This is a genomic window from Kineosporia rhizophila (assembly GCF_021277265.1).
GTDB classification, from domain to species: domain Bacteria; phylum Actinomycetota; class Actinomycetes; order Actinomycetales; family Kineosporiaceae; genus Kineosporia; species Kineosporia rhizophila.
The window spans coordinates 31421-54064 of sequence record NZ_JAJSOH010000024.1; the positions used below are offsets into that span (position 1 = coordinate 31421).

Consider the following 22644-nt stretch of genomic DNA (forward strand, 5'->3'; position numbering starts at 1 on the left):
AGTGCTACCGTCACGAACGGTAAGCCGTTGCTCGCTCTGCGCTTTGGGGATGTCGTGAAAATCAGACGCTCGGTCCTCTGTTCCGTCGGTGCGGTGGGGGCCGCGATGCTCGCCGCCACCACCCTGACCATGATCGGGACGACCACGTCGGCGACCGCCGCCACGCCGCCGAAGCTGCCGAAGAAGCAGTCCGGCATGGCCTGGGCGAGCGGCGCCTACATGCCCGACTACGTGCCCTCGGCCCAGGTCGACTTCGGGGAGCAGCGGGGGGCGGCCTCCGACGTGGCCCTGACCTACGCCGGCCGGGCCAACTGGACCGAGATCTCCAACCCGGAATGGCTGATGCAGACCTGGAAGGGGGCGCCGCAGACCCTGGTGATCAGCACCGCGCCCTTCCCCGAGACCGGAGGCTGGACCCTGGCCGCCTGTGCCCGGGGCAAGTACAACAAGTACTGGCAGACGTTCGGCCGCAACGCCGCCGCGACCGGTTCGGCCGACCGCACGATCGTGCGCCTGGCCTGGGAGTTCAACGGAACCTGGGTGGCCTGGGCGGCCTACAACCCGGTGCACTTCGTGAAGTGCTGGCGGCACGTGTTCAACTCGGCCGAGTCGCAGGCCCCGGGTCTGCGCTGGGACTGGTCGGTGAACCGGGGGATCGGCGACGCGCTGAGCGACGCCACCAAGGCCTGGCCGGGGCGCAAGTACGTGGACTACGTGGGCATCGACAGCTACGACGGATACCCGGCGGTGACCACCAAGGCCGGCTGGGAGAAGCAGCTCAACGGCAACCAGGGGCTGCGCTACTGGGCCCGGTTCGCCAAGGCCAAGGGCAAGCGGCTGACCGTGCCGGAGTGGGGCCTGTACCCGGGCTACGCCTGGAAGGGCAACGGCGGCGGGGACAACGCCAACTACATGCGCAAGATGTTCGGTTTCTTCCGGGAGAACCGGGCCAACCTGGCCTACGAGGCGTACTTCAACAGCACCGATCCGGCCCATGCCGGTGCACTCAGCCTGAACCCGAAGGCTCGCGCTGAGTATCGCCGGCAGGTCAGATCCGCGATCCGGCTGGCCCGCTCCACGCGGTAGACCTGCGGGGTTTCGCAGGGCGTTGTACGCCTGATTGCCTGCGGTTGAAAAGTGGTGGCGGACAGTGACCTTCGCCGTCCGAAGAACTTTTCCACAGAATCGCCCGGCGAGGCCCAAGTTGTCGGTGGGTACGCCTAGTCTCATCTCCACCTTGAGGATCGTCGGTAGGGAGCGGCAAGGGTGGAGCTCATCCAGGCGCGGGCACTCGCGGTCGGGCTCATGCGGCATCACGGGCTCTCCGGCTGGCGGCTCGTGTTCGACAACGCCAAGACGCGGGCCGGCATCTGCCGGGCCGAACCCCGCGAGATCGGTCTCAGCCGGGTCCTCGCCCAGCTGCACAGCCGGGCCGAGGTCACCGAGACCGTGCTGCACGAGATCGCCCACGCACTGGTCGGCCCGCACCACGGGCACGACGAGGTCTGGCAGGCCAAGGCCCGCCAGATCGGCTGCTCGGGCACCCGGACCCTCCCGGTGGACGCACCGCGTCCACCGGGCCCGTGGAAGGGCACCTGCGCGCGGGGGCACTCGATCACCCGGCACCGTCAGCCGGTCCGGGTGCAGTCCTGCGGTGAGTGCTCACGCACCTTCGACCCGAGCGCGTTGCTCGACTGGACGCGCAACGGCGAGGTGGTGCCCATGCACCCCAGCTACGTGGCCGAGCGGCGCTGGGTGCAGCAGCGGGTGCGGCCGGCCCGGCCCGAGCCGGCGGTGGCCGCCCGGGGGGCGCTGCCCGAGCCGGCGGTCACCGGCCGGGCCGCGGCGCTGCTGCCGATCGGCACCCGGGTGCGGCTGATCTGCCCGGGCAAGTACTCGGGCAGCACCGGGAAGGTGATCAAGATCGGCCGTACCCGCTACCAAGTGCAGGTCCGGCGGCAGCTGCTCACGGTCCCGTTCGCCCAGGTGGAACGCTGCTGAGCTCAGCCCCGGGTGATGGTCCAGCTGCCGGAGGCAGTGGTCACCACGTCGCCGGGGCGCAGCTTGCGGCCGCGGCGGCTCTCGGGCTCACCGTTCACGTCCACGTCGCCCGAGGCGATCATGAGCTTGGCGTCCCCGCCGCTGTCGATCGCCCCGGCAAGCTTGAGGAACGACCCGAGCGGGATGTACTCGTCACTGATCTCGACTTCAACCACGCAGGACATGATGCAGCGTGAGCCGGGGACGCCCCAAAATCGCAGGGTGGAGTCATCGGTGCGCCGACCGTCCTTCGTTCTGCACGACCATCGGGTGCCCCGGCCGCACTTCGACCTGCGGCTGGAGCAGGACGGGGTGCTGCGCTCGTGGGCCGTGCCCCGCGGCCTGCCCGACTCGCCGCGGCACAACCGCCTCGCCGTGGCGGTGCCGGACCACCATCTGGACCACCTCACCTACACCGACGAGAACAAGTTCATCGCCGACATCGGCTGGTGGGAAGAAGAAGACCGCAACCCCCGCCGGTTCGTCTTCGTTCTGCACGGGCGCGACGGCTCGTCCCGGTACGCGCTGATCCGTACCGACACCGACTGGCTGCTGCACCGCACCAAGGAGCAGCCTCCGGTCGCGGGTGCTGCGCAGGCGGGCCAAGCTGCTGCAATGTCGCAGATCAAGGTGGGGGACAAGGTCTCCTGGAACACTCCGCAGGGCGCCACCCACGGCGTGGTGAAGGAGGTCAAGAAGAAGGACTTCCAGCTCGCCAAGCAGAAGTTCACGGCCAGCGAGGACGAGCCGATGTACGTGGTCGAGAGCGACAAGAGCGGCCACCGGGCGGCGCACAAGGCGGGGGCGCTGACCAAGAGCTCCTGAGTACGATTCGGGGATGGCGAAGCGGAGGACAACAGCCAGAAGAGCCCCGAAGCCGGCTCCGGTCCGTCAGCTGGGCGACCCGGTCCTGCGCACCAAGGCCGACCCGGTCACGGTGTTCGACGAGGCCCTGGCCGCGACGGTCGAGCTGATGTTCGCGTCGATGTACCAGGCCCGCGGGGTGGGACTGGCGGCGAACCAGATCGGGCTCAGTCACGCGCTCTTCGTGATGGACTGCGAGGGCGTGGTGGCGGTGGTCGCCAACCCGCGCATCACCGAGCTGTCCGAAGAGGTGGAGACCGGGCCCGAGGGCTGTCTGTCGGTCTCCGGGCACAGCTATCCGACCGCCCGGGCCCGGCGGGCCACCGTGGTCGGGCAGGACCAGACCGGGGCCCCGATCGAGATCACCGGCGAGGGGGAGGTCGCGCGCTGTCTGCAGCACGAGAGCGACCACGTGATCGGGAAGGTCTACCTGGACCGGCTGAGCGGTGACGTGCGCCGGCGGGCCCGGCAAGAGGTCGAGACGGTGTGAGAGTTCGTCGCTGTCCGCGACTAATGCCAGGTGAAAACCCTCTCGGCCGTCAGGAACTGTTCACCCGGCGATGACTACGCCTAGAAGCAGTGGGCCCGGGAATACGCAGTTCGTTTCATAAGGATGGAAATTCCGGTCAGCCGGCCAGCAATTCTTTTCCGGCTTTTGATGCCGGGCTACGACGGAGGCCGGCGAACTTCACGTGGTTGCGCCGGCCTCCGGATCAGCGGGAGCTCCTCACGGTTCGAAGAGCGGTGGTGCTCAGATGTCGAACTCGCCGTCCCGGGCCCCGCCCACGAACGCCTCCCACTCGGCCCGAGTGAAGGCGAACGGCGCGACATCTGGGTTCTTGCTGTCCCGCAGGAGAACCTGCCCGGTGCTGGGCAGCAGGTTCGTGGCTACCTCGACACAGGCGTTGCCGTTACCGCTGCGGCTGCTCTTGAACCATTCGGGAGTGGGGTTCTCCGTCACTGTGCAATCCTTCCAGGAAGGTGGTCAGTACCGAACGGCTGGCGCCAGGATCGAGCGCGTTATTGAGAACGTCCGACCAGACCAGTCGGTAACTGTGCACCTCGGCCGGTTTCGTGAGATACATGGCGCCAGTCAGCGAGTCAGAATACGCCATTGGTGGTTCCAGAGGCTCGTCCGTGAACGGGTCGCGGGGGAAATGCAGAAGAATGAAGGAACCACTCGCGACACCACCGTGCATTCCCGTCTCCCAGGGCACCACGCGCAGTTCCACGTTCATCCGCTGCGTGACGTCGAGCAGGTGTTCGAGCTGTTCCCGGGCGACCTCCTCGCCCATGCCCAGCAGCCGGTGCAGCACGGCCTCGCAGATCGCCACCTCCAGCCGCGGCGCCATCGGCCGGGTGAGCAGACTCTGCCGTTCCATCCGGGCCTGCACCCGGCGGGCGGCCTCGGCCTCGTCGACGTAGCCGGGTGGGACCTGCATGACCCGCTCGGCATAGCTCTTGGTCTGCAGCAGACCGGGCACCAGTTCCTGCTCGTAGTACTGGATCACCGCCGCCGAGTCCTCCAGCGAGACGTACATCGCGAACCACGGGGGCAGGGAGGTCTCGGTGTAGTCGTGCCACCAGGACTTGCGCGGGCCCAGCCGGGTCTCCGCGGTCAGCGCCATCAGCACCTCCCGGTCGGTGCCGGAGGCGTTGTACTGGTCGAGCATGTGGCGGACCTGCACGTCGCGGAACTTCACGCCGTCGTTGCCGTTCTCCATCCGGATCAGCGTGGACTTGCTCAGCTCGACCCGCTCGGCCGCCTGGTCCTGGGTGAGCCCGGCCTGCACGCGCAGGCGCTCGAAATGCCGCCCGATGTGGCGGCGCAGCAAGGCGATCCCGATGGTTCCGGCCGGTTCAGCCATGACGCTAGACCTTTCCATCTGATTCCTCTTGTCAGGCAATTGAATATCACCTACTGACGAGTTCGATCGCCGGACGGCGATTTGCCACGAGTTTTTCAGCAAACCGCTTCTGATAGTTGTCAATTCGGTGGCGAAGGAGTTAGATGCAGGTCATCTCGAAGAACCGGGATCTGTCGGGAGTTGTGCAGTCCGCGTGAGAGGGCTCGGCGGTGGAAAGTCCAGAGACGCGTGTTCCTGGTGTGATCGGTGATTCGGGAATGGCGCAGGGGGCAGGAAGTTTCGCCCGTCCAAACCTTTCGGGCGTCGGCGCACTCCCGCGGCAGGGGTCTGTTCCTGATGCGACTTCTGGGGTGAGTGCTGTGGCCGCGGGGCATCGTCGGCCGCGCATTCTTGATCCCTGGTCCGGGGTGGACCCGATGGAATGGGTCGGTCGATTCCGGATCGACCTGCTGAACGGTCGTGGCTGGCCGGCGCCGCCCGCCGAGATCGAGGTGCGGCGTGAAACCGTGCATCTGAGGCATCAATTGGTTGAGATGTCCGTTGTGTCACGCCGGTTGTTCGCCGAGTGGCTGGCTGGACCGTCCGATGCGATGGATTCCGCCGCAGTCGGCCCGGCCGGTGCTGCTTCCCGCCCGGTGATCCGCACTTCGATCGGAACTTCGGTCGGTGCCGCTGATCACGCCGTGACTGGCGCTGCGGCTGCTCCTGTGGTTGCTCCAGTGGCCGGCTCTCTGCTGGCCCGGCCGATGGTGGCGGGCAGCGTGGCCTGGGCCTGGGAGCGGGGCGCGTTGATGCTGACGGTGGGCAGTGCCCGCTATCGCCTCACAGACGATTCCCGCCGGCAAGTCGTGCTGTTGGTCTGAACTTCGGTGGTGCTGCCTCGGGTTTTCGCCCAGGGAGCACCCCCTGCTGAGCGGCCCGTTCCCTGGGCCGCGTCTGTGTCGGTCGTCTTCCGGAGGGCCACACCCCTTGATCGGCTCGGCCCTCGCCGACGCGCTTCCCTCCGCGCGTTCGTCCTCTCCCCGGGGGTGGCGAGGGCCGAGCCTTTGTCTGTGCACAGGGCGTGCGTCGGGCCCAGTCGCTGTCGCCCCGACACGCGGCCGGCCTCGCTCGGAACCCGGCCAGGGCCCGATCGTCAAGCCACCGCAACCACTAAAGCCGCCGTCAAGCTGCGGGCAGCCGCACCCCACCGACACACGTCGGCCCGCTTCGACTCTGTAAGCGGGCCGAGCGCCGGCGCCCCCGGGAGTCCGCGCCACGTTTCAGTTGGTCGCGAGCACCAGCGGATACACCGCCGAGGCGCCGGCCTTGCGGAGCTGACGGGCCACCACGGTCAACGTCCAGCCGGTGACGGTGCGGTCGTCGATCAGGAGGACGGGCTGTCCCTCTAGACCAGGCGCGCCTTCGACCGGGACGAGGGTGTACCGGTTGGCCACGGCGAGCACACGCTGGGCCGAGTTGGCCGTGCCCTCGTCCGGCGGGATCGACGGGTCGGGCACGAGGCGGGCGGCGATCGGCAGGCGGAGGTACTTGGAGAGGCCCTCGGCCAGGTGGCGGACCAGATGCGGCCGCGACAACGACTCGATCACCACGATGCACTGGGGCCGCTCGGGCATCTCCCAGTGGTCGAGCACCGCCACGATGGCGTGCCGCAGCGGCACCGGGACCTCGCCGTCGGGCGTGTCGGGGGCGAAGAGCTCCCGCAGTTGCGCACCCCAGCCGAGATCGGTGACACCGGCGATCGCTCGCCCCGGCCCGGCCTGCTCGGCCGGAGCGATGCGTCCCTTCAGGGACAGGCCGAGCTCGGCCAGGCCGTTGGGCCACTGCTTGCGAGCCTCCACCGGCACTCCCGGACGGTCGAGCACCTGACCGGCCGACTGCACGTCGGACTCGGCCACGTTCACGTCGAGCTGAACCCCGCCGCAGCGGTCGCACCGGCCGCAGGGAGCGGCCGCGTCGTCGTCGAGGGTGCGCCGGAGGAACTGCATCCGGCACCCGGTGGTGTGGACGTAGTCGAGCATCGACTGTTCCTCGGCCCGCCGGGCCGCCCGCACCCGTTCGTACCTGTCTTCGTCGTACTGCCAGGGCCTACCGGTGCTGACCCAGCCGCCGCGCACCCGCTGCACCGCGCCGTCCACGTCGAGCACCTTGAGCATCATGTCCAGCCGGGTGCGGCTCAGGTCGACCCGGGTCTCCAGCAACTGGGTGGACATCGCCCCTTCGCGGTCGGCCAGCGCCTCCAGCGTGGCCCGCACCTGGTGCTCGGCCGGGAAGGCGAGGCCGGCGAAGTAGTTCCAGACCTCGCGGTCCTCGCGGCCGGGCAGCAGCACCACCGTGGCCTGGGACAGCCCGCGCCCGGCGCGCCCGACCTGCTGGTAGTAGGCGATCGGCGAGGGCGGCGCCCCGAGGTGGATCACGAAGCCGAGATCCGGCTTGTCGAAACCCATGCCCAGGGCGGAGGTGGCGACCAGCGCCTTGACCCGGTTGCCCAGCAGATCGGCCTCGGCGGCCCGGCGCTGCGTCTCTTCGGTCTGACCGGAGTAGGCCGCGACCTCGTACCCGGCCGCCCGCAGGTGCTCGGCGACCTGCTCGGTGGCGGCCACAGTGAGGCAGTAGATGATGCCCGAGCCCGGCAGCGTGCGCAGATTCTCCGCCAGCCAGGCCAGACGCTGCGCCGGGTTGGCCAGCTCGACCACGGCCAGGTGCAGCGAGGCCCGGTCCAGCGTGCCGCGCAGCACCAGCACGTCGTCCAGAGTGGATGTTCCGGTGACCGACAACTGTTCGGCGACGTCGGACGTCACTCGTTGGTTCGCCGTTGCCGTGGTGGCCAGGACCGGGATGCCCGCGGGCAGTTCGGCCAGCAGGGTGCGGATGCGCCGGTAGTCGGGCCGGAAGTCGTGGCCCCAGTCGGAGACGCAGTGCGCCTCGTCGATGACCACCAGGCCGGTGGCCGCGGTGAGCCGGGGGAGGGCGCGCTCGCGGAAGTCCGGGTTGTTCAGGCGCTCGGGCGAGACCAGCAGCACGTCGACCTCGCCGGCCTCGATCGCCCGGTAGACCTCGGCCCACTCCTCGGCGTTGGAGGAGTTGACCGTGACCGCCCGGATGCCCGCCCGCTCGGCCGCGGCGATCTGGTTGCGCATCAGCGCCAGCAGCGGGGAGATGATGATGGTCGGCCCGGCCCCGGCCGCCCGCAGCAGCGCGGTGGCCACGAAGTAGACCGCGGACTTACCCCAGCCGGTGCGCTGCACCACCAGGGCCCGCCGATGATCGACCACCAGCGCCTCGATCGCCACCCACTGGTCTTCGTGCAGCTGGGCCTGGGGCGAACCGACCAGCCCACGCAGTGCCTCTTCGGCACGGGCGCGGACCTCGGAGCTGCGGGTGGCGGTAGGTGTGGTGGTCACGCACCCGAGACTGCCACGCACCTCCGACAGTTCTGAACTCCGAACCTCGCACCTGTGGATGAACCGGTGTTCGTGTGGGTCAGGACCGGTGGGACGGACGTCACCTCAAGCGGGGTGCGCCCGCGGCCGATTCCCTCCTCGTGAGTCCTGCCTACCTCGCGCCCAGAGCCGGTGACGCCACCAGCCTCGGCCTGCCCCGTCTCTGCCTCGGCTTCGCCGCCATCCATGCGGTCAGCGCCGTCCTCGGCCTGTTCATGGAGATCCAGTACCGCGGGGTGCTGATCGCCGTCGACGGCGTCTGCGCCCTGCTGTTCGTGCTGATCGCCTTCATGGCCTCGAGCCGGCGGCTGCCCGGCTGGCGGCGGGAGACCGCGGCCGCCGTGGTGCCGATCATGGCGGCGAGCGCGGCCTGCGCCCGGGCCGGGCTGATCGACCAGTACTGGCCGGCCGCGGAACTGATCGTGGCCGCGGCGGCCGCCTGCGTCGTCTCTGCCCGGAACTGGTTCTGGTCGGTGCTGGCGGCCTGCGGTGCACTGTGGGTGGGGTGCGTCGCCACCGCCGCCGCCAGGGGCGGCTTCACCGTCGACGAGGCAGCGCGCTGGGTGAACGTGCTGCTGCTGGTGATCGCGGCCGGCGTACTGGCCGCAGCCGTCCGTAGGGCTCGCACCAGTGCGGCGATGGCCCTGGTCGATGCGCACCGGCAGGTGATGGAGCAGTCCGTGAAGGACCCGCTGACCGGGGTGGCCAACCGCAAGGGGCTGGAACTGGTGGCCCGCCCGATGATCGACCTGGCCCGCCGGCAGGGACATGCGGTGCACGCGCTGGTGGTGGACGTGGACACGCTGCGCGGGATCAACGAGGAACACGGGATCCGCGACGGGGACGAGGTGCTGGTCGCGGTGGCGCAGGCACTAGGATCGGCCACCCGGGCGACCGACGTGGTGGCGCGCTGGGCCGGCGACGAGTTCGTGATGATCGGCCCCGGCACCGGAACCTCGCCCCTGGAGATGGAGCGCCGGATCCGGGCGCACCTGGCCGAGACCCTGAAGCTGCCGAAGGAGACCTGGCAGGGGCGGGTCAGCGCGGGCATCGCCACGCTGGTGCCCTGGGACGCCGACGACCTCGAAGGACTGCTCGAGCGGGCCATCCAGGACCTGTCGCTGCGCCGCTCGCTGAAGCGCCGGGCCGCCGCGCGGATGGCTGAGGAGGACGAGGCGCTGACCAACGTGCCGGCGCCGGACGTGCCCGAGAAGGCCGGAAAGCCCGAACCGGAGGCCTGATCGCCCGGCGGCGTCCCGGTTCGGCAAGATCCGCGCTAGCCTCGGCGACCATGGCCGGTTCCGTAGCCGTCGTGACCGATTCCACCGCCTACCTGCCGGCCCCGATGGCGGCAGAGCTAGGTGTAACGGTGGTCCCGCTGCAGGTCGTCGTGGGTGGGGTGTCCCGTCCCGAAGACATCGGCTCGGACACCGAGATCACCTTCGGGGCGGACGAGGTGGTGGCCGCGCTGCGGGCGAACCGGCCGGTCACCACGTCGCGTCCCTCCCCCCAGGTCTTCGTCGACACGTATCGGCGTCTGCAGGCCCGCGGGCACACGGCAGTGGTCTCGGTACATCTCTCCGGTGACATCTCCGGGACGGTGGCCGCGGCCCGGCTGGCGGCCTCCGAGGTGGCCGCGGGTGGCTTGAAGGTGGACGTGATCGACTCCCGGTCGCTGGGGATGGGACTCGGGTTCGGCGTGCAGGCGGCCGCTGAGGCGGCTGCCGGGGGAGCCGACGGGCCCGACGTGGCGCGGATCGCGGCCCGTCGCTCGCTGAACAGCTCGATCTACATCTATCTGGACACCCTGGAGTTCCTTCGCCGCGGAGGCCGGATCGGCGCGGCCAAGGCCTGGCTCGGGTCCGCGCTCACGATCAAACCGGTCCTGGCCCTGGCCGACGGCCGGCTCGAGCCGCTCGAACGCGTCCGCACCACGCAGCGTGCTCTGACCAGGCTCCTCGAGTTGGCGGTGAGCGAGGTGGACGGGGTGGATCCCAGCAAATTTGAGGACGACGGCGGCGTCCGGATCGCTGTTCATCACTTGTCTGCGCCGGAGCGGGCGACCGAACTGGCCGAACGGCTGCGCGAACACCTGCCCTCCCTGGCCGAGGTACCGGTCGTGGAGGTGGGCCCGGTGATCGGCGCCCATGTCGGTCCCGGGGCCGTGGGAGTGGTCGTGGCCCGCGGCCTGGACAGCTGATCTGCCGCGGTTTCGTGCCTGCCTTGACCGGTACGAACCGGGGTTTGTCCACAGGCAGATCTTCTGGGTGGCTCCTCGCTGAGATGGGCGCCTAGCTTCGATTCATGGGATCGGAGCGTGAGACAGGCCGCAGAGCGCGAGTTCTCGGCGCCGACGACCAGCACGGCCACGAGCCCTGGCCGCAGACCTGGTCGAGCGCCGGCGACGACGTGGACGAGGAACGGGCCCTGCGTGAGCTGCGCGAGAGCCTGATCCGCGGCCGGGTTCCGGGCGGTGCCCGGTGGGAGGTTCCGCTGCGCGCGGCAATCGCTGTGGCCGTGGCGGCGCTCATGGTGGTGGCTGTCGTGGTCGTGTTCCTTCTGCGCTCCGACGGCGGTTCGGAAGGAGCACTGATCGACGAAAGCGCGCCACTGGTTTCCACTTCCGCTGCGCAGCCGGTTCCTTCGTCTGCTCCGGATGTAACTGCCGTGGCGGACTCAACGCCGTCCCCCGGGCCCTTGCGTGTGCATGTGGTGGGTCAGGTGCGTGAACCCGGCGTAGTCGCGCTGGGGTCTGATGCCCGGGTGCAGGACGCGATCGAGGCGGCCGGCGGCGCGACCGGCCGGGCTGATCTGGCCCGCATCAACCTGGCCCGCAAAGTTATTGACGGGGAACGGATCCTCGTTCCCAAGCCCGGGCAGAAGCTTCCGGCTGAGTCGTCCGATGGTGGTTCGGTGGAAGCGTCCGCCGGCTCTGGCGGGAATGCCGGGTCTGGTTCTGCTGCGCAGATCGATTTGAACACGGCCAGTGTCACCGAACTGGACGCGCTGCCGGGCGTCGGGCCGGTGCTGGCTGCGCGGATCGTCGAATGGCGCCAGGCGAACGGCAGATTCGCCACGGTCGACGATCTGAACGAAGTCTCGGGTATCGGCGACGCGACCATGGAAAAGCTGCGCCCTCTGGTCCGGGTCTGAATCCAATGAAGGACGGGTGGCGCGGGTGAGCGCGACGGCGGAGGTTTCGGGGGAGCGGAGCTTCTGGGCCGACATCCGGGAGTGGGCCGGTGGAAGCAGCGACCCCGCCGTGCGGCGCCGAGTTCCCAGACCACATCCGGATCTGCGCCTACTGCCTGGGGCCGGGCTGACCTGGCTGACGGTGTGGGCAGCGCTGCTGCTGCCGGCTCACGTGGTTCTGCTGGTCGCGGCCGTGCTGGGCCTTGGGTTAGCAACTGGACTGCTCGCTGCGGTGCTTCGCGATCGGCGTGCTGCCGCGGCTCTGGATCCTGCTCCTGCTCCGGCCTTCTTGCCCCGCGCTGACCAAACCACGCGAATGACCCTGGCTGCGTCCTCAGTGGACTTTCGGGCTGGCCGCAGGCGCGGACGAAGAGCAACGTCAGGCAACGCGCGGTCTGAGCGGCCGCGAGGGTCGCTCAGACCTGCCGGGTCTGCCGGGCCTGCCAGGCCTGCCGGGTCCTCGCGGGCCGGTGGGCCAGGCGGCCTCAGAGGGCCTGGTCGACCCAATGGGATGACCAATCCCGCTGGGCGCGGCGGGCCTGGCGTGCCTTCGGAAGGCGGTGGGCCTGAGGGATGCGGTGGGTGTAACTCACGTGGTGAGCCTGGAGAGTGTGGCGCATTTAATGGGGGTGGCGGATCTGGAGGGCGCGGCGAGTTTGGAAGGCGTTGCAGGCCCGAGAGACGTGGCAGGCCCGTAGGGCCTGGCTGGTCTGGTTGCCGTGACTGGCCAGGCCGGCACCGCGGGCCGGGTCGTAGTCGGGCGCGGACTCCGCCGGTAGCCCTGGGGGCGGGCTTCCTGCTGATTCTGGCCCTCGTTGTGCCGGTTCTCTCCCTTACCGGCCTGCGGTTGCTGGATCGGGAGCGGGATCCCCTCACCGTTGCTGCCGAGGCCGGTCTGACAGCGCGTTTCTCCGGTCAGGTGTCCGGTGACCCTAAGGAGGTGGCTAGCGAGTCATTTGGTGGAGAAAAGCTTTTCGTGGTCCGGATTCGGCTGAAACGCCTTGAGGTTCGCGGTCGCCCCCTGTCGAGTGATGCGTTGCTCGTGGTGCTGGCCTCTGGTGCATGGGGCGAAGTGGTTGCGGGGCAGCAGGTCACGGCCATGGGCAGGCTCGAGCCGGGCGAGCCTGGGCAACCCGAGGCGGCGGTGGCTTTCCCGCGGTCCGCGCCGGTCGTCACCGATCCGGGGTCTTGGCCCTGGCGGCTCGCCGAGCACCTGCGCGATGGGCTGCGGGAGGCCTGCGCCGGGCTGCCTGACGACGCTCGTGGTCTGCTTCCCGCACTGGTGGTCGGTGACACCTCCAACCTTGACCCGGAACTGAAAGAAGACCTGCAGGCTGCTGGACTGACCCACCTGACCGCGGTAAGTGGTAGCAACGTGGCCATTCTCGGCGCGGCCTGCTTCCTGGTCGTGGGCGCGATCGGCGGGCGTCGGCAGGTGCAGGTGGTTGTGACCGTCCTGGTCATCGGCGGCTTCGTGATCCTGGCCCGGCCGGAACCGAGCGTCGTGCGAGCCGCGGTGATGGGGTTGCTCGGCCTGGCCGGGGTGTTGATGGCCCGGCGTGGTGCGGGCGTCCCGATGCTCGCGGCCACCGGAGTGATCCTGCTCGGCGCCGATCCCTGGCTGGCCCGCAGCTTTGGCTTCGCTCTGTCGGTGCTGGCCACGGCCGGCCTGCTGCTTCTGGTTCCGGTCTGGCTGCACCGGCTCCAGCGCTGGCGGCTGCAGGCACTCGTGCTGGCCGTTGCGGTGCCGCTGGCCGCGCAGGTTGCCACGGCTCCGGTGACGGTTCTGCTCGACCCCGTGGTCAGCCTGGTCTCGGTCCCGGCCAACCTGCTGGTCGGCGCGGCGGTCGCACCGGCCACCGTCACGGGCGTCGCCGCGGCGGCGTTGTCGGTGGTCTGGCCCGATGCGGCGGCTGCGGTGGCCTGGGTCGGTGGTCTGGCCACGCAATGGATAGCGCTGGTGGCGCATCGGGCCGCGGACGTGCCGGCAGGCTCGTTGCCCTGGCCCGATGGCGTGCCCGGCGCTGCCCTGCTGGCCGCGCTGACGCTGCTGTGCCTCAGCCTGCTCATGCGCCGGGCCTGGCGAACGGCCGCGATGCTGCCGCCGCTGATCGCTGCCTGCCTGGTGCTGCCGCGCTGGATGCCGGTTCTCGTCGGCGCTGCGCCGGACGACTGGCTGGTGGTGCAGTGCGACGTCGGCCAGGGCTCGGCCACTGCTATCCGCAGCGGGCCCGACCGGGCCGTGCTGGTCGACGCCGGTCCCGACCCCACCCTGGCCGACCGCTGCCTCCGGCGGCTCGGCGTGCGGCACCTGGACCTGGTGCTGGTCACCCACTTCCATGCCGACCACGCCGAAGGTCTGGAAGGAGCGATCGAAGGGCGGGGCAGTCCACCCGTCTTCGTCAGCCCGGTACCCGTGCCCGGCCCGCAGGCCGCCGACGTGAAGGGCCTGATGTCGGCCGACCGAGTGCTTCCGGTCTCCACCGACGTCAGCGGAACGGCGGGAGCCGCGCCGTGGCAGGTGCGCTGGCGTCTCATCCCGCCCTCGGCCTCTGCGGTGCGGCAGGGCATCGCCGCTGCATCGGACCCGGAGGGGGAGCAGATCAACAATCTCTCGGTGGTGATGCTGGCCGAGGTGCGAGGGGTACGCATAGCAGCGCTCGGAGACGTCGAGCCGGAGGCCCAGCGGTCTCTGCTGCGCACACTGACTTCAGTTCCGGGGATGACGGAACCGGTGGACGTCGTGGTGTTGTCGCACCACGGCTCGGCGAACCAGGAGGAGGAGCTGTACCGCTTCCTGCACCCTCGGGTCGCCCTGATCGGGGTGGGGGCGGACAACGACTACGGCCACCCGGCCCCAGCGGCTTTGGCCATGCTCAGACGCATCGGAGCAGCGGCCTTCCGCACCGACACCCAGGGGCAGATCGCGGTCACCGGCGGGCCGGGGGAGCTGCGGGTGGTCACCTCGGGCTGAGGTGGTTGACGGAAGCGGTGTGGTCGGCGTTGTTTCCAGTGGTCCAGGGCTCCGCTGGTGGTGCGGCCGGGCTGGTGGTGCGAGGCCGGGCCAGGGACTGAGCCAGCTTTTCGCGTCGCATCGGCTCGGGGCGTGGCGACTATGGTGAGATCCGTGGCTGCAGCAGGAGCGGGTTCGAGATCGCGGAGCGCGTCGAAGTCGGTGTCGAAGTCGGCGGCGGGCAAGTCGACGGGCAAGGCGAAGAACCCGATCGTCACCCCTGACGAGGTGCGTCCGGCCCCCGTCCTGCTGGTCGTCGGGGCCGAGGGGGTGCTGGCCGACCGGGCCGTCGCCAACGTGCTGGCCGCGGTCCGGGCCGCCGATCCGGAGACCGAGGTCGAGCGGATGGAGGCGGCCGGGTACCTGTCCGGCAAGCTCTCCGTGGCCACCAGTCCCTCGTTGTTCGGGGGCAGCAAGGTGGTGGTGCTGGAGAACGTCGAGCAGGCGAACGAGGCGCTGGTCACCGACGTCACGGCCTACCTCAAGGATCCGGCGCAGGAGGCCTGCGTGGTGATCCGGCACTCCGGGGCGCTGCGGGCCCGTCCTCTGCTGGAGGCCGCCCGGGCCATCAATGCGCCCGAGGTTCAGTGCCAGCCGATCACCCGTGACGACGAGAAGGTCGAGTTCGCGGCGGAGGAGTTCCGGCGTGGGGGGCGCAAGATCGCCCCGGCGGCGATCCGGGCGCTGATCGACGCGGTCGGCAACGACCTGCGCGAGCTGGCCGCGGCGTGCTCGCAGCTGATGTCCGACGACGAGACGGCGCGGATCGACGTCGACTCGGTGGAGCGCTACTTCGGCGGCCGGGTCGAGGTGACGGGCTTCAAGGTGGCCGACGCGGCAGTCGCCGGGCACGCCGAGGAGGCGCTCGTGCTGCTGCGGCACGCGCTGGCCACGGGGGCCGACCCGGTGCCGCTGGTGGCCGCGGTGGCGATGAAGGTGCGGGGGCTGGCCAAGGTGTCCGCGGCCGGCCGGGGGGCCTCGGCCTCGATGGCCAAGTCGCTGGGCATGGCGCCGTGGCAGATCGACAAGGCCCGGCGTGAGCTGAACGGGTGGGACGAGGGCGGGCTGGCCAAGGCGGTCATGGCCCTGGCCGAGGCGGACGCAGCAGTGAAGGGCGGCGGCCGGGACCCGGTGTACGCCGTCGAACGCCTGGTGCTGACGGTGGCCCAGAGCCGCCGGTAGGCCGGACCGACCCAGATCGTCAACATGGGTTGACTGCATCGCAGATCGTCAACCATAGTTGACCCCATGAGCGAACCCGCGCCGGAAGCCCTGGTCACTCGCGGTACGGACGCCGACCCGGCGGTCGGGCTGCGTGCCGTCGCGGCTCTGCGCCGCCTGTCCGAGCAACTGGAGAACCTGCAGGTCGAGCAGGCCCGCCGGCTCGGCTGGTCGTGGGCCGACATCGCCGAATGCCTCGGTGTGACCAAGCAGGCCGTCCACAAGAAGCACTCCCGCCGGATCTGAGACTCTGAGGAGAAACTCGTGTTCGAACGCTTCACACAAGCCGCCCGAGCCTCGGTCATCGCCGCCCAGGACGAAGCCCGCACCCTGGAGCACGGCCACGTCGGTGCCGAGCACGTCCTGCTCGGCATCCTCGCCACCCCGTCGGTGGGGGAACGGATCCTGACCCGCAGCGGCGCCGACCTGACCGTGCTTCGCGACTTCGTCGCCCAGAAGAACGCGCCCGGCGATGCCGAGGCCCTGAAGTCCCTCGGCATCGACCTGGACGAGGTCCGCCGCCGGGCCGAGGCGTTGTTCGGGGCGGGCGCGCTGGACCGGAAGCCGCGTCGCCGCCGGCTCTTCGGGCTCCCCCTGCCCTCCTCGCACATCCCGTTCCAGCGCAGCGGGAAGCGGGTCCTCGAGGACTCCCTGAAGATCGCTCTTTCACTGCGGCACAACTACATCGGTACCGAACACATCCTGCTGGCCATCCTCGGCCGCCCCGAGAGCACCGCGGTCGCTGTGCTGCGAGCGGCCGGTGTCGCGCTGGACCAGGAGACGGCCACGGAACTCGTGCTCACCGAGATCCGGCGAAGCGCCTGACCCGCCCGGAACGAACCGCAACGTTCCGGACCGCAGGCCCACAAACGTCTTCAATCGGTTCTTGAAAACACGAAAGCCCGGCCTCCCGAAGGGGGCCGGGCTTTCGTTCAGGCAGAGATCAGGCAGCCAGCTTGGCGACGGCCTGGGCCAGCGCCGACTTGCGGTTGGCGGCCTGGTTCTTGTGGATGACGCCCTTGCTCGCGGCCTTGTCCAGCTGCTTGGAGGCGCTGATCAGGGCGGCCTTCGCAGCCTCGACGTCACCGGAGGTCACGGCCTCGCGGGTCTTGCGGACGGCGGTGCGGAGCTGGGAGTTCACGGCCTTGTTGCGCAGACGGCGCTTCTCGTTGGTGAGGTTGCGCTTCATCTGGGACTTGATGTTTGCCACTTGATCTTCTCTCGCGATCGTCTAAGTCTGGTCAACGGTCTGTAGGCACACCGGCAGCGCACTAGGTCAATGCGCAGACCTACCAGGCTACCAGCGATCCCGGAACGCCCGAACCAGCAGGCAGATGGGGGACGATGCGCGGATCCGGCCGGGGACATGGGACCATGGAGAGTCCGAGCAGTCCGTCGAGCCACACGATCGAGGTAGCGCAGCAGTGTCTCCGATGGCCCACACGGCGCCCGAGCCGTCCGCCACCGCTCCGGAACTCATCCGGAACTTCAGCATCATCGCCCACATCGACCACGGTAAGTCGACCCTGGCCGACCGGATGCTGCAGCTCACCGGCGTCGTCGAGGCCCGGCAGATGCGCGCGCAGTACCTCGACCGGATGGACATCGAGCGCGAGCGCGGCATCACGATCAAGTCCCAGGCCGTCCGTATGCCCTGGGAGGAGGACGGTGTCTCCTACGCGCTGAACATGATCGACACGCCCGGTCACGTCGACTTCACCTACGAGGTCTCCCGGTCGCTGGCCGCCTGCGAGGGCGCCGTGCTGCTGGTCGACGCGGCCCAGGGGATCGAGGCGCAGACCCTGGCCAACCTGTACCTGGCGATGGAGAACGACCTCACCATCATCCCGGTGCTGAACAAGATCGACCTGCCCGCGGCCCAGCCCGAGAAGTACGCCGAGGAGCTGGCCAAGCTCATCGGCTGCGAGCCGGAGGACTGCCTGAAGGTCTCCGGTAAGACCGGGGTCGGCGTGGACGCGCTGCTGGCCCAGATCGTGCGGCAGGTCCCGGCCCCGGTCGGCGACCCGGACGCCCCGGCCCGGGCGATGATCTTCGACTCGGTGTACGACACCTACCGCGGCGTCGTCACCTACGTCCGGGTGATCGACGGCAAGCTGCACCCGCGTGAGCGGATCGCGCTGATGTCCACCAAGACCACCCACGAGCTCCTCGAGATCGGCGTCAGCTCCCCGGAGCCGACGCCGACCCGGGGCCTGGGCGTGGGGGAGGTGGGCTACCTGATCACCGGCGTGAAGGACGTGCGTCAGTCGAAGGTCGGCGACACCGTCACCAACAACGCCAAGCCGGCCAGCGAGGCGCTCGAGGGGTACCGCGAGCCGCTGCCGATGGTGTTCTCCGGTCTGTTCCCGATCGACGGCTCCGACTACGGCCCGCTGCGTGAGGCGCTGGACAAGCTCAAGCTGAGCGACGCCGCGCTGGTCTACGAGCCGGAGTCGTCGGTGGCCCTGGGCTTCGGGTTCCGCTGCGGCTTCCTCGGCCTGCTGCACCTGGAGATCGTCCGGGAGCGGCTGGAGCGCGAGTTCGGGCTGGACCTGATCTCCACCGCCCCCAACGTCATCTACCAGGTGACGATGGAGGACGGCTCGGAGATCACGGTGACCAACCCGTCCGAGTTCCCCGGCGGCAAGGTCAACGAGGTGCGCGAGCCGATCGTGCGGGCCACCATGCTGGCGCCGGCCGAGTACATCGGCTCGATCATGGAGCTGTGCCAGGAACGGCGCGGCTCGCTGCGCGGCATGGACTACCTGTCGGAAGACCGGGTGGAGATGCGGTACACGCTGCCGCTCGCCGAGATCGTGTTCGACTTCTTCGACCAGCTGAAGTCCCGCACCAAGGGCTACGCCTCGCTCGACTACGACACCGACGGCGAGCAGGTGGCCAAGCTGGTCAAGGTCGACATCCTGCTGCAGGGCGAGCCGGTCGACGCGTTCAGCACCATCGTGCACGCCGACAAGGCCTACTCCTACGGCGTGATGATGACCGGCAAGCTGCGCAAGCTGATCCCGCGCCAGCAGTTCGAGGTGCCGATCCAGGCCGCGATCGGGGCCCGGATCATCGCCCGCGAGAACATCAGCGCGATCCGGAAGGACGTGCTGGCCAAGTGCTACGGCGGTGACATCAGCCGCAAGCGCAAGCTGCTGGAGAAGCAGAAGGAAGGCAAGAAGCGGATGAAGATGGTCGGCCGGGTGGAGGTTCCGCAGGAGGCCTTCATCGCCGCGCTGTCCAGCGACGCTCCGACCGGAGACCGTAAGAAGTAGCGGTCGGCGGATGGATTCCGATCACGACGGTGCCGGGGGCCGGGTCAGCGCAGTCTCGGTGGTGTACGAGCTGCGCGACCTGCCCTGGAACAAGGCGGTGAAGCAGACGGCCATCGACAAACGTCCGGTGGCCGGCCCGGTCGAGGTCGGTCCGCTCGGGCTGGTGGGAGACACCCAGGTCGACCGCCGGCACCACGGCGGGCCGGGTAAGGCGGTCTACGCCTATGCCGACGAGGACGTCGCCTGGTGGGAGGCCGAGCTGGACCGGGAGATCAAGCCCGGTCTGTTCGGTGAGAACCTGCGCACCCACGGCATCGACGTGACCGGCGCCGAGATCGGCGAGCGTTGGTCGATCGGCGAGGACGTGGTGGTCGAGGTGACGATGCCGCGCACCCCCTGCCGTACTTTCGCAGAACGTATGGACGAGCGGGGCTGGGTCCGGCGCTTCAGTGTCGCCAACCGTCCGGGTGCGTACCTGAAAGTGCTTCAGACCGGTGCAGTCTCGGCGGGTGACGAGGTGCGGGTGCTGTTCCGGCCGGAGCACGGGATCGTGGTGGGCGATTTTCTCACCGGGGCCGATCCGGCGCGGATGGGCACGCTCATCGATGCATTCGCGGCGCTCGGGCTGGAACTGGATCCGGCCATCCGTCGGGTGGCCCAACGAGCAATCAGACGAGGTTGAGCAATGGCCGGTCCCCCTCCCGACGGTGAGCCCGCTCCGCTCGACGGTGCCCTCCCCGCCTCGGCCGCGGTCGGTGCTGCAGAGCGAGCTTTCGGGGTCTACCTGCACGTGCCGTTCTGTGCGGTGCGCTGCGGTTACTGCGATTTCAACACCTACACCGCGAAAGAGCTGGGCGGTGGGGCAAGTCAGGCTGCGTACGCCGGAACCGCTGTACAAGAGCTCTCGTTCGCTTCCTCGGTGCTTTCCCGGGCCGGGGTAGCCGAGCGACCGGTCTCCACCGTGTTCGTCGGCGGGGGTACGCCTACTCTCCTGCCGGCCAGTGATCTGGCGTTGCTGATCTCTGGGGTACGCGACAACTTCGGGCTGGTGCCGGGCGCCGAGGTCACCGTGGAGGCGAATCCAGACTCCGTAACGCCCGATTCGCTGGCAGCGCTGGCTCAGGCCGGGGTAACGCGGGTCTCGTTCGGCATGCAGTCACAGGTGCGCCACGTGCTGGCCGTGCTCGACCGTACGCACGATCCCAAACGCATTCCGGATGTCGTGCGCTGGGCCCGGGATGTGGGGCTGTCGGTCAGTCTGGACCTGATCTACGGCACGCCGGGCGAGAGCCTGAGCGACTGGCGGGCGAGCCTGGAGGCGGCGCTGGCCTGCGAGCCGGACCATCTTTCGGCCTACGCCCTGGTGGTCGAAGCCGGCACGCGGCTGGCGGCCCGGGTGCGGCGCGGTGAGGTGAAGGCGCCGGATGACGACGACGAGGCCGACAAGTACGAGCTGGCCGACGAGCTGATCTCGGCCGCCGGGCTGACCTGGTACGAGGTGAGCAACTGGGCGCGTACCCCGGCCGATGCCTGCCAGCACAACCTGGCTTACTGGCGGGGAGACGACTGGTGGGGTGTCGGTCCTGGCGCGCATTCCCACGTCGGGGGAGTGCGTTGGTGGAACGTGCGGCACCCCACTGCTTACGCGGCGCGGATCGAGGCAGGGGAGAGTCCGGCCCAGGGGCGTGAGGTGCTCGACGCACAGGCCCGCCAGCTGGAAGAAGTGCTGCTGCGCTCCCGCCTGCGCGAAGGGCTTCCCCTGAAAGAAGCTGGGCTGCACGGAGACCCGGGCATCGTTCTGGCCGAGGTGCTGGCCGACGGGCTGGTCGAACCGGAACCGGCCGGCCAGGGCACCGTGGTGCTGACCCGGCGGGGGCGGTTGCTGGCCGACGCTGTGGTGCGGGCTCTGCTTCCCTGAACTGATTTCCAACTAAGGACGCCTGTGAGCCTCTGCCGCTCACAGGCGTCCTTAGTTGGTTGGTCAGCTCACGAAACGGCGGGTGAACGGGTACCGGTAGCGATCACCGCGCAACGCCGCCACGGCGCCGATGACGGCGAACACGGCCGAGACTGCCCAGACCAGCGTGGTGAAGCCGCCGAGGACGGGCAGGCGGTCGATCAGCGAGGCCAGGACGTAGGCGATCAGGATGCAGATCTGGAAGTTGATCGCCTCCAGGGCCTGCTCCTTGATGTACGGGCTGCGGTCCTTGTACACGGCGTAGATCGCGACCGCCGGAATCAGCGGCACGACCGGGATCCAGGCCAGCAGGCCGCCGGCGTGGGCCCCGGCCGCCCACTGGTTCGTCTCTTTCTGGGTGAGCGAGCCGGCCGGCGGACTGGTCACCGGAGGCTGGCTCGGCGGGTTCCAGGTGGACTGAGGCTGGGGCGAGGGCTGAGGCGAGGGCTGGGGCGAGGGCTGGGGCGAGGGCTGAGGCGAGGGCTGGGGCGAGGGCTGGGACTGCTCAGGCTCCGGGGGCGGCGTGCTGCGGTAGCGCCCCTGCAGGAAGTCGTCGTCGGGCGAGGGGTTCTGCTCGTACTGCCGGGCCTGCTGCGCCCACGGGTTCTGCCCGCCCATGCTCGAGGGCCGGTCGAGATCTTCCTGACCAGGGATGATCGATGTGTACTGCGTCGGCTCGTTCTCCTGGCTCATGGCCGGCCCCTTCCCCTGTCGACACGGCTGCACAGATTGAACGTCTCAGCCCTGCTCAACGATCCTGCTCGTCGGCGGTCACGAAGTCGATCAGTTCCTCGACCCGGCCGAGCAGGTCCGGCTCCAGGTCGGCGAAGCTGTTCACCGAGGCCAGGATGCGCTGCCAGCCCTCGGCCACGTCGGCCTGGTCGGCGTGCGGCCAGCCCAGCGCCTGCAGCACGCCCTCCTTCCAGGGCCGGCCGCGGGGGATCACCGGCCAGGCGGGGATGCCCAGGCACTTCGGCCGGACCGCCTGCCACACGTCGACGAACGGGTGCCCGACCACCAGCACGTGCTCACGCGCTCCGGCCACCCGGGTCACCGCGGCCGCCTCGTGCCACTCCTTGCTGCCGGCCACCAGGTGGTCGACCAGGATCCCGAGCCGCCGGCCCGGTCCGGGCCCGAAGTCCGCGACCGCCGCGGCCAGGTCGTCGACCCCGTGCAGCGGCACCACCACCACGCCCTCGACCCGCAGGTCGTGGCCCCAGATCTTCTCCACCAGCTCGGCGTCGTGCTTGCCCTCGACCAGGATCCGCGAGGCCCGCGCCACCCGGGCCCGGTGGTCGGTCACCGCCACCGATCCCGAGGCGCTGCGCAGGTTCACCGGCCGGACCGGACCGGTGGCAGCAGTTGAACCACCGACCCGTGGCGGAACCAGTTGCACCGCCACTCCGTCCACCCAGAAGCCCGGGCCGAGGGGGAAGGAACGGGTGCGGCCCTTCCGGTCCTCCAGCACGACCAGGTGCATGCCGCCGCTCTTCTCGGTGCGCACCACAGCCCCGACGAACCCTGTCTCGACGTCCTCCACCACCAGCCCGGGCTCGGCCGGCTCCGTCCTGAGCTGCGGTTTCTGGCGCGCACGGGCGAGCACGTCGCCAGCGTAACGATCGCCCGGAGGCGCTCCCGCGCCCTGTGGGCCACGTGCCGAACCGGGCATCCTGGGCAGACTGGGAACCATGGCGCGACCGTAGCCAGCGTCCGCCGAGAGACCTAGCCGACCCGCCGGGGACACACATCGGTGCCCGGAGGGCCGTAA

General features: G+C 69.7%; 22 protein-coding genes and 1 pseudogene. 16 read left to right on the forward strand and 7 right to left on the reverse strand.

The annotated features are described in order from the left end of the window. The first annotated feature begins 54 nt into the window (after positions 1–54). Together LWF15_RS26890 and LWF15_RS26895 are read left to right on the forward strand one after the other, a co-directional pair. Positions 55–1086: a glycoside hydrolase family 26 protein gene (locus LWF15_RS26890; RefSeq protein ID WP_232813733.1), complete on the forward strand. Its 1032-nt coding sequence runs from the start codon at positions 55–57 to the stop codon at positions 1084–1086. Between the two features lie 180 nt (positions 1087–1266). Next, positions 1267–2001: a SprT-like domain-containing protein gene (locus tag LWF15_RS26895; RefSeq protein ID WP_232813734.1), complete on the forward strand. Its 735-nt coding sequence runs from the start codon at positions 1267–1269 to the stop codon at positions 1999–2001. A gap of 2 nt (positions 2002–2003) precedes the next feature. Here LWF15_RS26895 and LWF15_RS26900 read toward each other — a convergent pair whose 3' ends face one another. Further along, positions 2004–2225 carry an RNA-binding S4 domain-containing protein gene (locus tag LWF15_RS26900; RefSeq protein ID WP_232813735.1) on the reverse strand — a complete coding sequence of 74 codons (222 nt, stop codon included), beginning with the start codon at positions 2223–2225 and terminating at the stop codon, positions 2004–2006. Position 2226: 1 nt separating this feature from the next. On the opposite strand from LWF15_RS26900, the pseudogene LWF15_RS38250 reads away from it, so the two are divergent. From LWF15_RS38250 to def, 3 genes and pseudogenes are all read left to right on the forward strand, one after another. Next, positions 2227–2616, forward strand: a pseudogene (locus LWF15_RS38250) (DNA polymerase ligase N-terminal domain-containing protein); the annotation flags it as partial. Between the two features lie 39 nt (positions 2617–2655). After that, positions 2656–2865: a hypervirulence associated TUDOR domain-containing protein gene (locus LWF15_RS38255; RefSeq protein ID WP_352396647.1), complete on the forward strand. Its 210-nt coding sequence runs from the start codon at positions 2656–2658 to the stop codon at positions 2863–2865. Between the two features lie 13 nt (positions 2866–2878). Beyond that, the gene (gene def / locus LWF15_RS26910; protein ID WP_232813737.1) at positions 2879–3394 is read left to right on the forward strand and encodes a peptide deformylase; all 516 of its coding nucleotides are present in this window, start codon (positions 2879–2881) and stop codon (positions 3392–3394) included. A 261-nt stretch (positions 3395–3655) separates the two neighbouring features. Here the strand turns inward: def and LWF15_RS37825 are convergent, their stop codons facing one another. Both LWF15_RS37825 and LWF15_RS26920 read right to left on the reverse strand, forming a co-directional pair. Beyond that, the gene (locus LWF15_RS37825; protein ID WP_232813738.1) at positions 3656–3865 is read right to left on the reverse strand and encodes a DUF397 domain-containing protein; all 210 of its coding nucleotides are present in this window, start codon (positions 3863–3865) and stop codon (positions 3656–3658) included. Further along, positions 3816–4772, reverse strand: a complete 957-nt coding sequence (locus LWF15_RS26920; protein WP_232813739.1) for a helix-turn-helix domain-containing protein — start codon at positions 4770–4772, stop codon at positions 3816–3818. Before LWF15_RS26920 ends, LWF15_RS37825 begins: the two co-directional genes overlap by 50 nt. A 416-nt stretch (positions 4773–5188) precedes the next feature. On the opposite strand from LWF15_RS26920, the gene LWF15_RS26925 reads away from it, so the two are divergent. Continuing rightward, the gene (locus tag LWF15_RS26925; RefSeq protein WP_232813740.1) at positions 5189–5635 is read left to right on the forward strand and encodes a hypothetical protein; all 447 of its coding nucleotides are present in this window, start codon (positions 5189–5191) and stop codon (positions 5633–5635) included. Between the two features lie 399 nt (positions 5636–6034). On the opposite strand, the gene LWF15_RS26930 is transcribed toward LWF15_RS26925, so the two are convergent. Next, positions 6035–8176 (reverse strand): RecQ family ATP-dependent DNA helicase, encoded by a 2142-nt coding sequence (locus LWF15_RS26930; protein ID WP_232813741.1) that lies wholly within the window; start codon positions 8174–8176, stop codon positions 6035–6037. 140 nt (positions 8177–8316) lie between these two features. On the opposite strand from LWF15_RS26930, the gene LWF15_RS37830 reads away from it, so the two are divergent. The 7 genes from LWF15_RS37830 to LWF15_RS37835 all read left to right on the forward strand — a co-directional run bounded on the left by LWF15_RS37830 (position 8317) and on the right by LWF15_RS37835 (position 16466). Continuing rightward, positions 8317–9456 carry a GGDEF domain-containing protein gene (locus LWF15_RS37830; RefSeq protein WP_232813742.1) on the forward strand — a complete coding sequence of 380 codons (1140 nt, stop codon included), beginning with the start codon at positions 8317–8319 and terminating at the stop codon, positions 9454–9456. Positions 9457–9506: 50 nt separating this feature from the next. Beyond that, positions 9507–10415: a DegV family protein gene (locus LWF15_RS26940; RefSeq protein WP_232813743.1), complete on the forward strand. Its 909-nt coding sequence runs from the start codon at positions 9507–9509 to the stop codon at positions 10413–10415. Positions 10416–10624: 209 nt separating this feature from the next. Beyond that, positions 10625–11368 carry a helix-hairpin-helix domain-containing protein gene (locus LWF15_RS26945; protein WP_232813744.1) on the forward strand — a complete coding sequence of 248 codons (744 nt, stop codon included), beginning with the start codon at positions 10625–10627 and terminating at the stop codon, positions 11366–11368. 1138 nt (positions 11369–12506) lie between these two features. After that, positions 12507–14381, forward strand: coding sequence for a ComEC/Rec2 family competence protein (locus LWF15_RS26950; protein ID WP_232813745.1), 1875 nt, complete (start codon positions 12507–12509; stop codon positions 14379–14381). 201 nt (positions 14382–14582) lie between these two features. Beyond that, positions 14583–15602, forward strand: a complete 1020-nt coding sequence (gene holA / locus LWF15_RS26955; protein WP_232813746.1) for a DNA polymerase III subunit delta — start codon at positions 14583–14585, stop codon at positions 15600–15602. A 66-nt stretch (positions 15603–15668) separates the two neighbouring features. Further along, positions 15669–15887, forward strand: a complete 219-nt coding sequence (locus LWF15_RS26960) for a helix-turn-helix domain-containing protein (RefSeq protein ID WP_232813747.1) — start codon at positions 15669–15671, stop codon at positions 15885–15887. Positions 15888–15905: 18 nt separating this feature from the next. Next, complete coding sequence (locus LWF15_RS37835; RefSeq protein ID WP_232813748.1) at positions 15906–16466, forward strand: Clp protease N-terminal domain-containing protein; 561 nt, start codon at positions 15906–15908, stop codon at positions 16464–16466. Between the two features lie 118 nt (positions 16467–16584). Here the strand turns inward: LWF15_RS37835 and rpsT are convergent, their stop codons facing one another. Next, positions 16585–16851, reverse strand: a complete 267-nt coding sequence (gene rpsT / locus LWF15_RS26970) for a 30S ribosomal protein S20 (protein WP_232813749.1) — start codon at positions 16849–16851, stop codon at positions 16585–16587. Positions 16852–17074: 223 nt separating this feature from the next. On the opposite strand from rpsT, the gene lepA reads away from it, so the two are divergent. From lepA to hemW, 3 genes are read left to right on the forward strand one after another with little or no spacing between them, the layout of a single operon-like run. Continuing rightward, positions 17075–18919 (forward strand): translation elongation factor 4, encoded by a 1845-nt coding sequence (gene lepA / locus LWF15_RS26975; protein WP_232813750.1) that lies wholly within the window; start codon positions 17075–17077, stop codon positions 18917–18919. Positions 18920–18929: 10 nt separating this feature from the next. Continuing rightward, the gene (locus LWF15_RS26980; protein WP_232813751.1) at positions 18930–19601 is read left to right on the forward strand and encodes an MOSC domain-containing protein; all 672 of its coding nucleotides are present in this window, start codon (positions 18930–18932) and stop codon (positions 19599–19601) included. A gap of 3 nt (positions 19602–19604) precedes the next feature. Further along, positions 19605–20837, forward strand: a complete 1233-nt coding sequence (gene hemW, locus LWF15_RS26985; protein ID WP_232813752.1) for a radical SAM family heme chaperone HemW — start codon at positions 19605–19607, stop codon at positions 20835–20837. Positions 20838–20900: 63 nt separating this feature from the next. Here hemW and LWF15_RS26990 read toward each other — a convergent pair whose 3' ends face one another. After that, positions 20901–21569, reverse strand: coding sequence for a DUF4870 domain-containing protein (locus LWF15_RS26990; RefSeq protein ID WP_232813753.1), 669 nt, complete (start codon positions 21567–21569; stop codon positions 20901–20903). Positions 21570–21624: 55 nt separating this feature from the next. Continuing rightward, complete coding sequence (locus tag LWF15_RS26995; RefSeq protein WP_269810890.1) at positions 21625–22545, reverse strand: DUF3097 domain-containing protein; 921 nt, start codon at positions 22543–22545, stop codon at positions 21625–21627. Between the last annotated feature and the right edge of the window lie 99 nt (positions 22546–22644).

Coding starts and splice junctions, on each gene's coding strand:
- LWF15_RS26900 (WP_232813735.1), bottom strand. CDS start 2,225: ATGTCCTGCGTGGTTGAAGTCGAGATCAGTGACGAGTACATCCCGCTC.
- LWF15_RS38255 (WP_352396647.1), top strand. CDS start 2,656: ATGTCGCAGATCAAGGTGGGGGACAAGGTCTCCTGGAACACTCCGCAG.
- def (WP_232813737.1), top strand. CDS start 2,879: ATGGCGAAGCGGAGGACAACAGCCAGAAGAGCCCCGAAGCCGGCTCCG.
- LWF15_RS26920 (WP_232813739.1), bottom strand. CDS start 4,772: ATGGCTGAACCGGCCGGAACCATCGGGATCGCCTTGCTGCGCCGCCAC.
- LWF15_RS26925 (WP_232813740.1), top strand. CDS start 5,189: ATGGAATGGGTCGGTCGATTCCGGATCGACCTGCTGAACGGTCGTGGC.
- LWF15_RS26940 (WP_232813743.1), top strand. CDS start 9,507: ATGGCCGGTTCCGTAGCCGTCGTGACCGATTCCACCGCCTACCTGCCG.
- LWF15_RS26950 (WP_232813745.1), top strand. CDS start 12,507: ATGGGCAGGCTCGAGCCGGGCGAGCCTGGGCAACCCGAGGCGGCGGTG.
- LWF15_RS26960 (WP_232813747.1), top strand. CDS start 15,669: ATGAGCGAACCCGCGCCGGAAGCCCTGGTCACTCGCGGTACGGACGCC.
- lepA (WP_232813750.1), top strand. CDS start 17,075: ATGGCCCACACGGCGCCCGAGCCGTCCGCCACCGCTCCGGAACTCATC.
- LWF15_RS26980 (WP_232813751.1), top strand. CDS start 18,930: ATGGATTCCGATCACGACGGTGCCGGGGGCCGGGTCAGCGCAGTCTCG.
- hemW (WP_232813752.1), top strand. CDS start 19,605: ATGGCCGGTCCCCCTCCCGACGGTGAGCCCGCTCCGCTCGACGGTGCC.
- LWF15_RS26990 (WP_232813753.1), bottom strand. CDS start 21,569: ATGAGCCAGGAGAACGAGCCGACGCAGTACACATCGATCATCCCTGGT.
- LWF15_RS26995 (WP_269810890.1), bottom strand. CDS start 22,545: ATGCCCGGTTCGGCACGTGGCCCACAGGGCGCGGGAGCGCCTCCGGGC.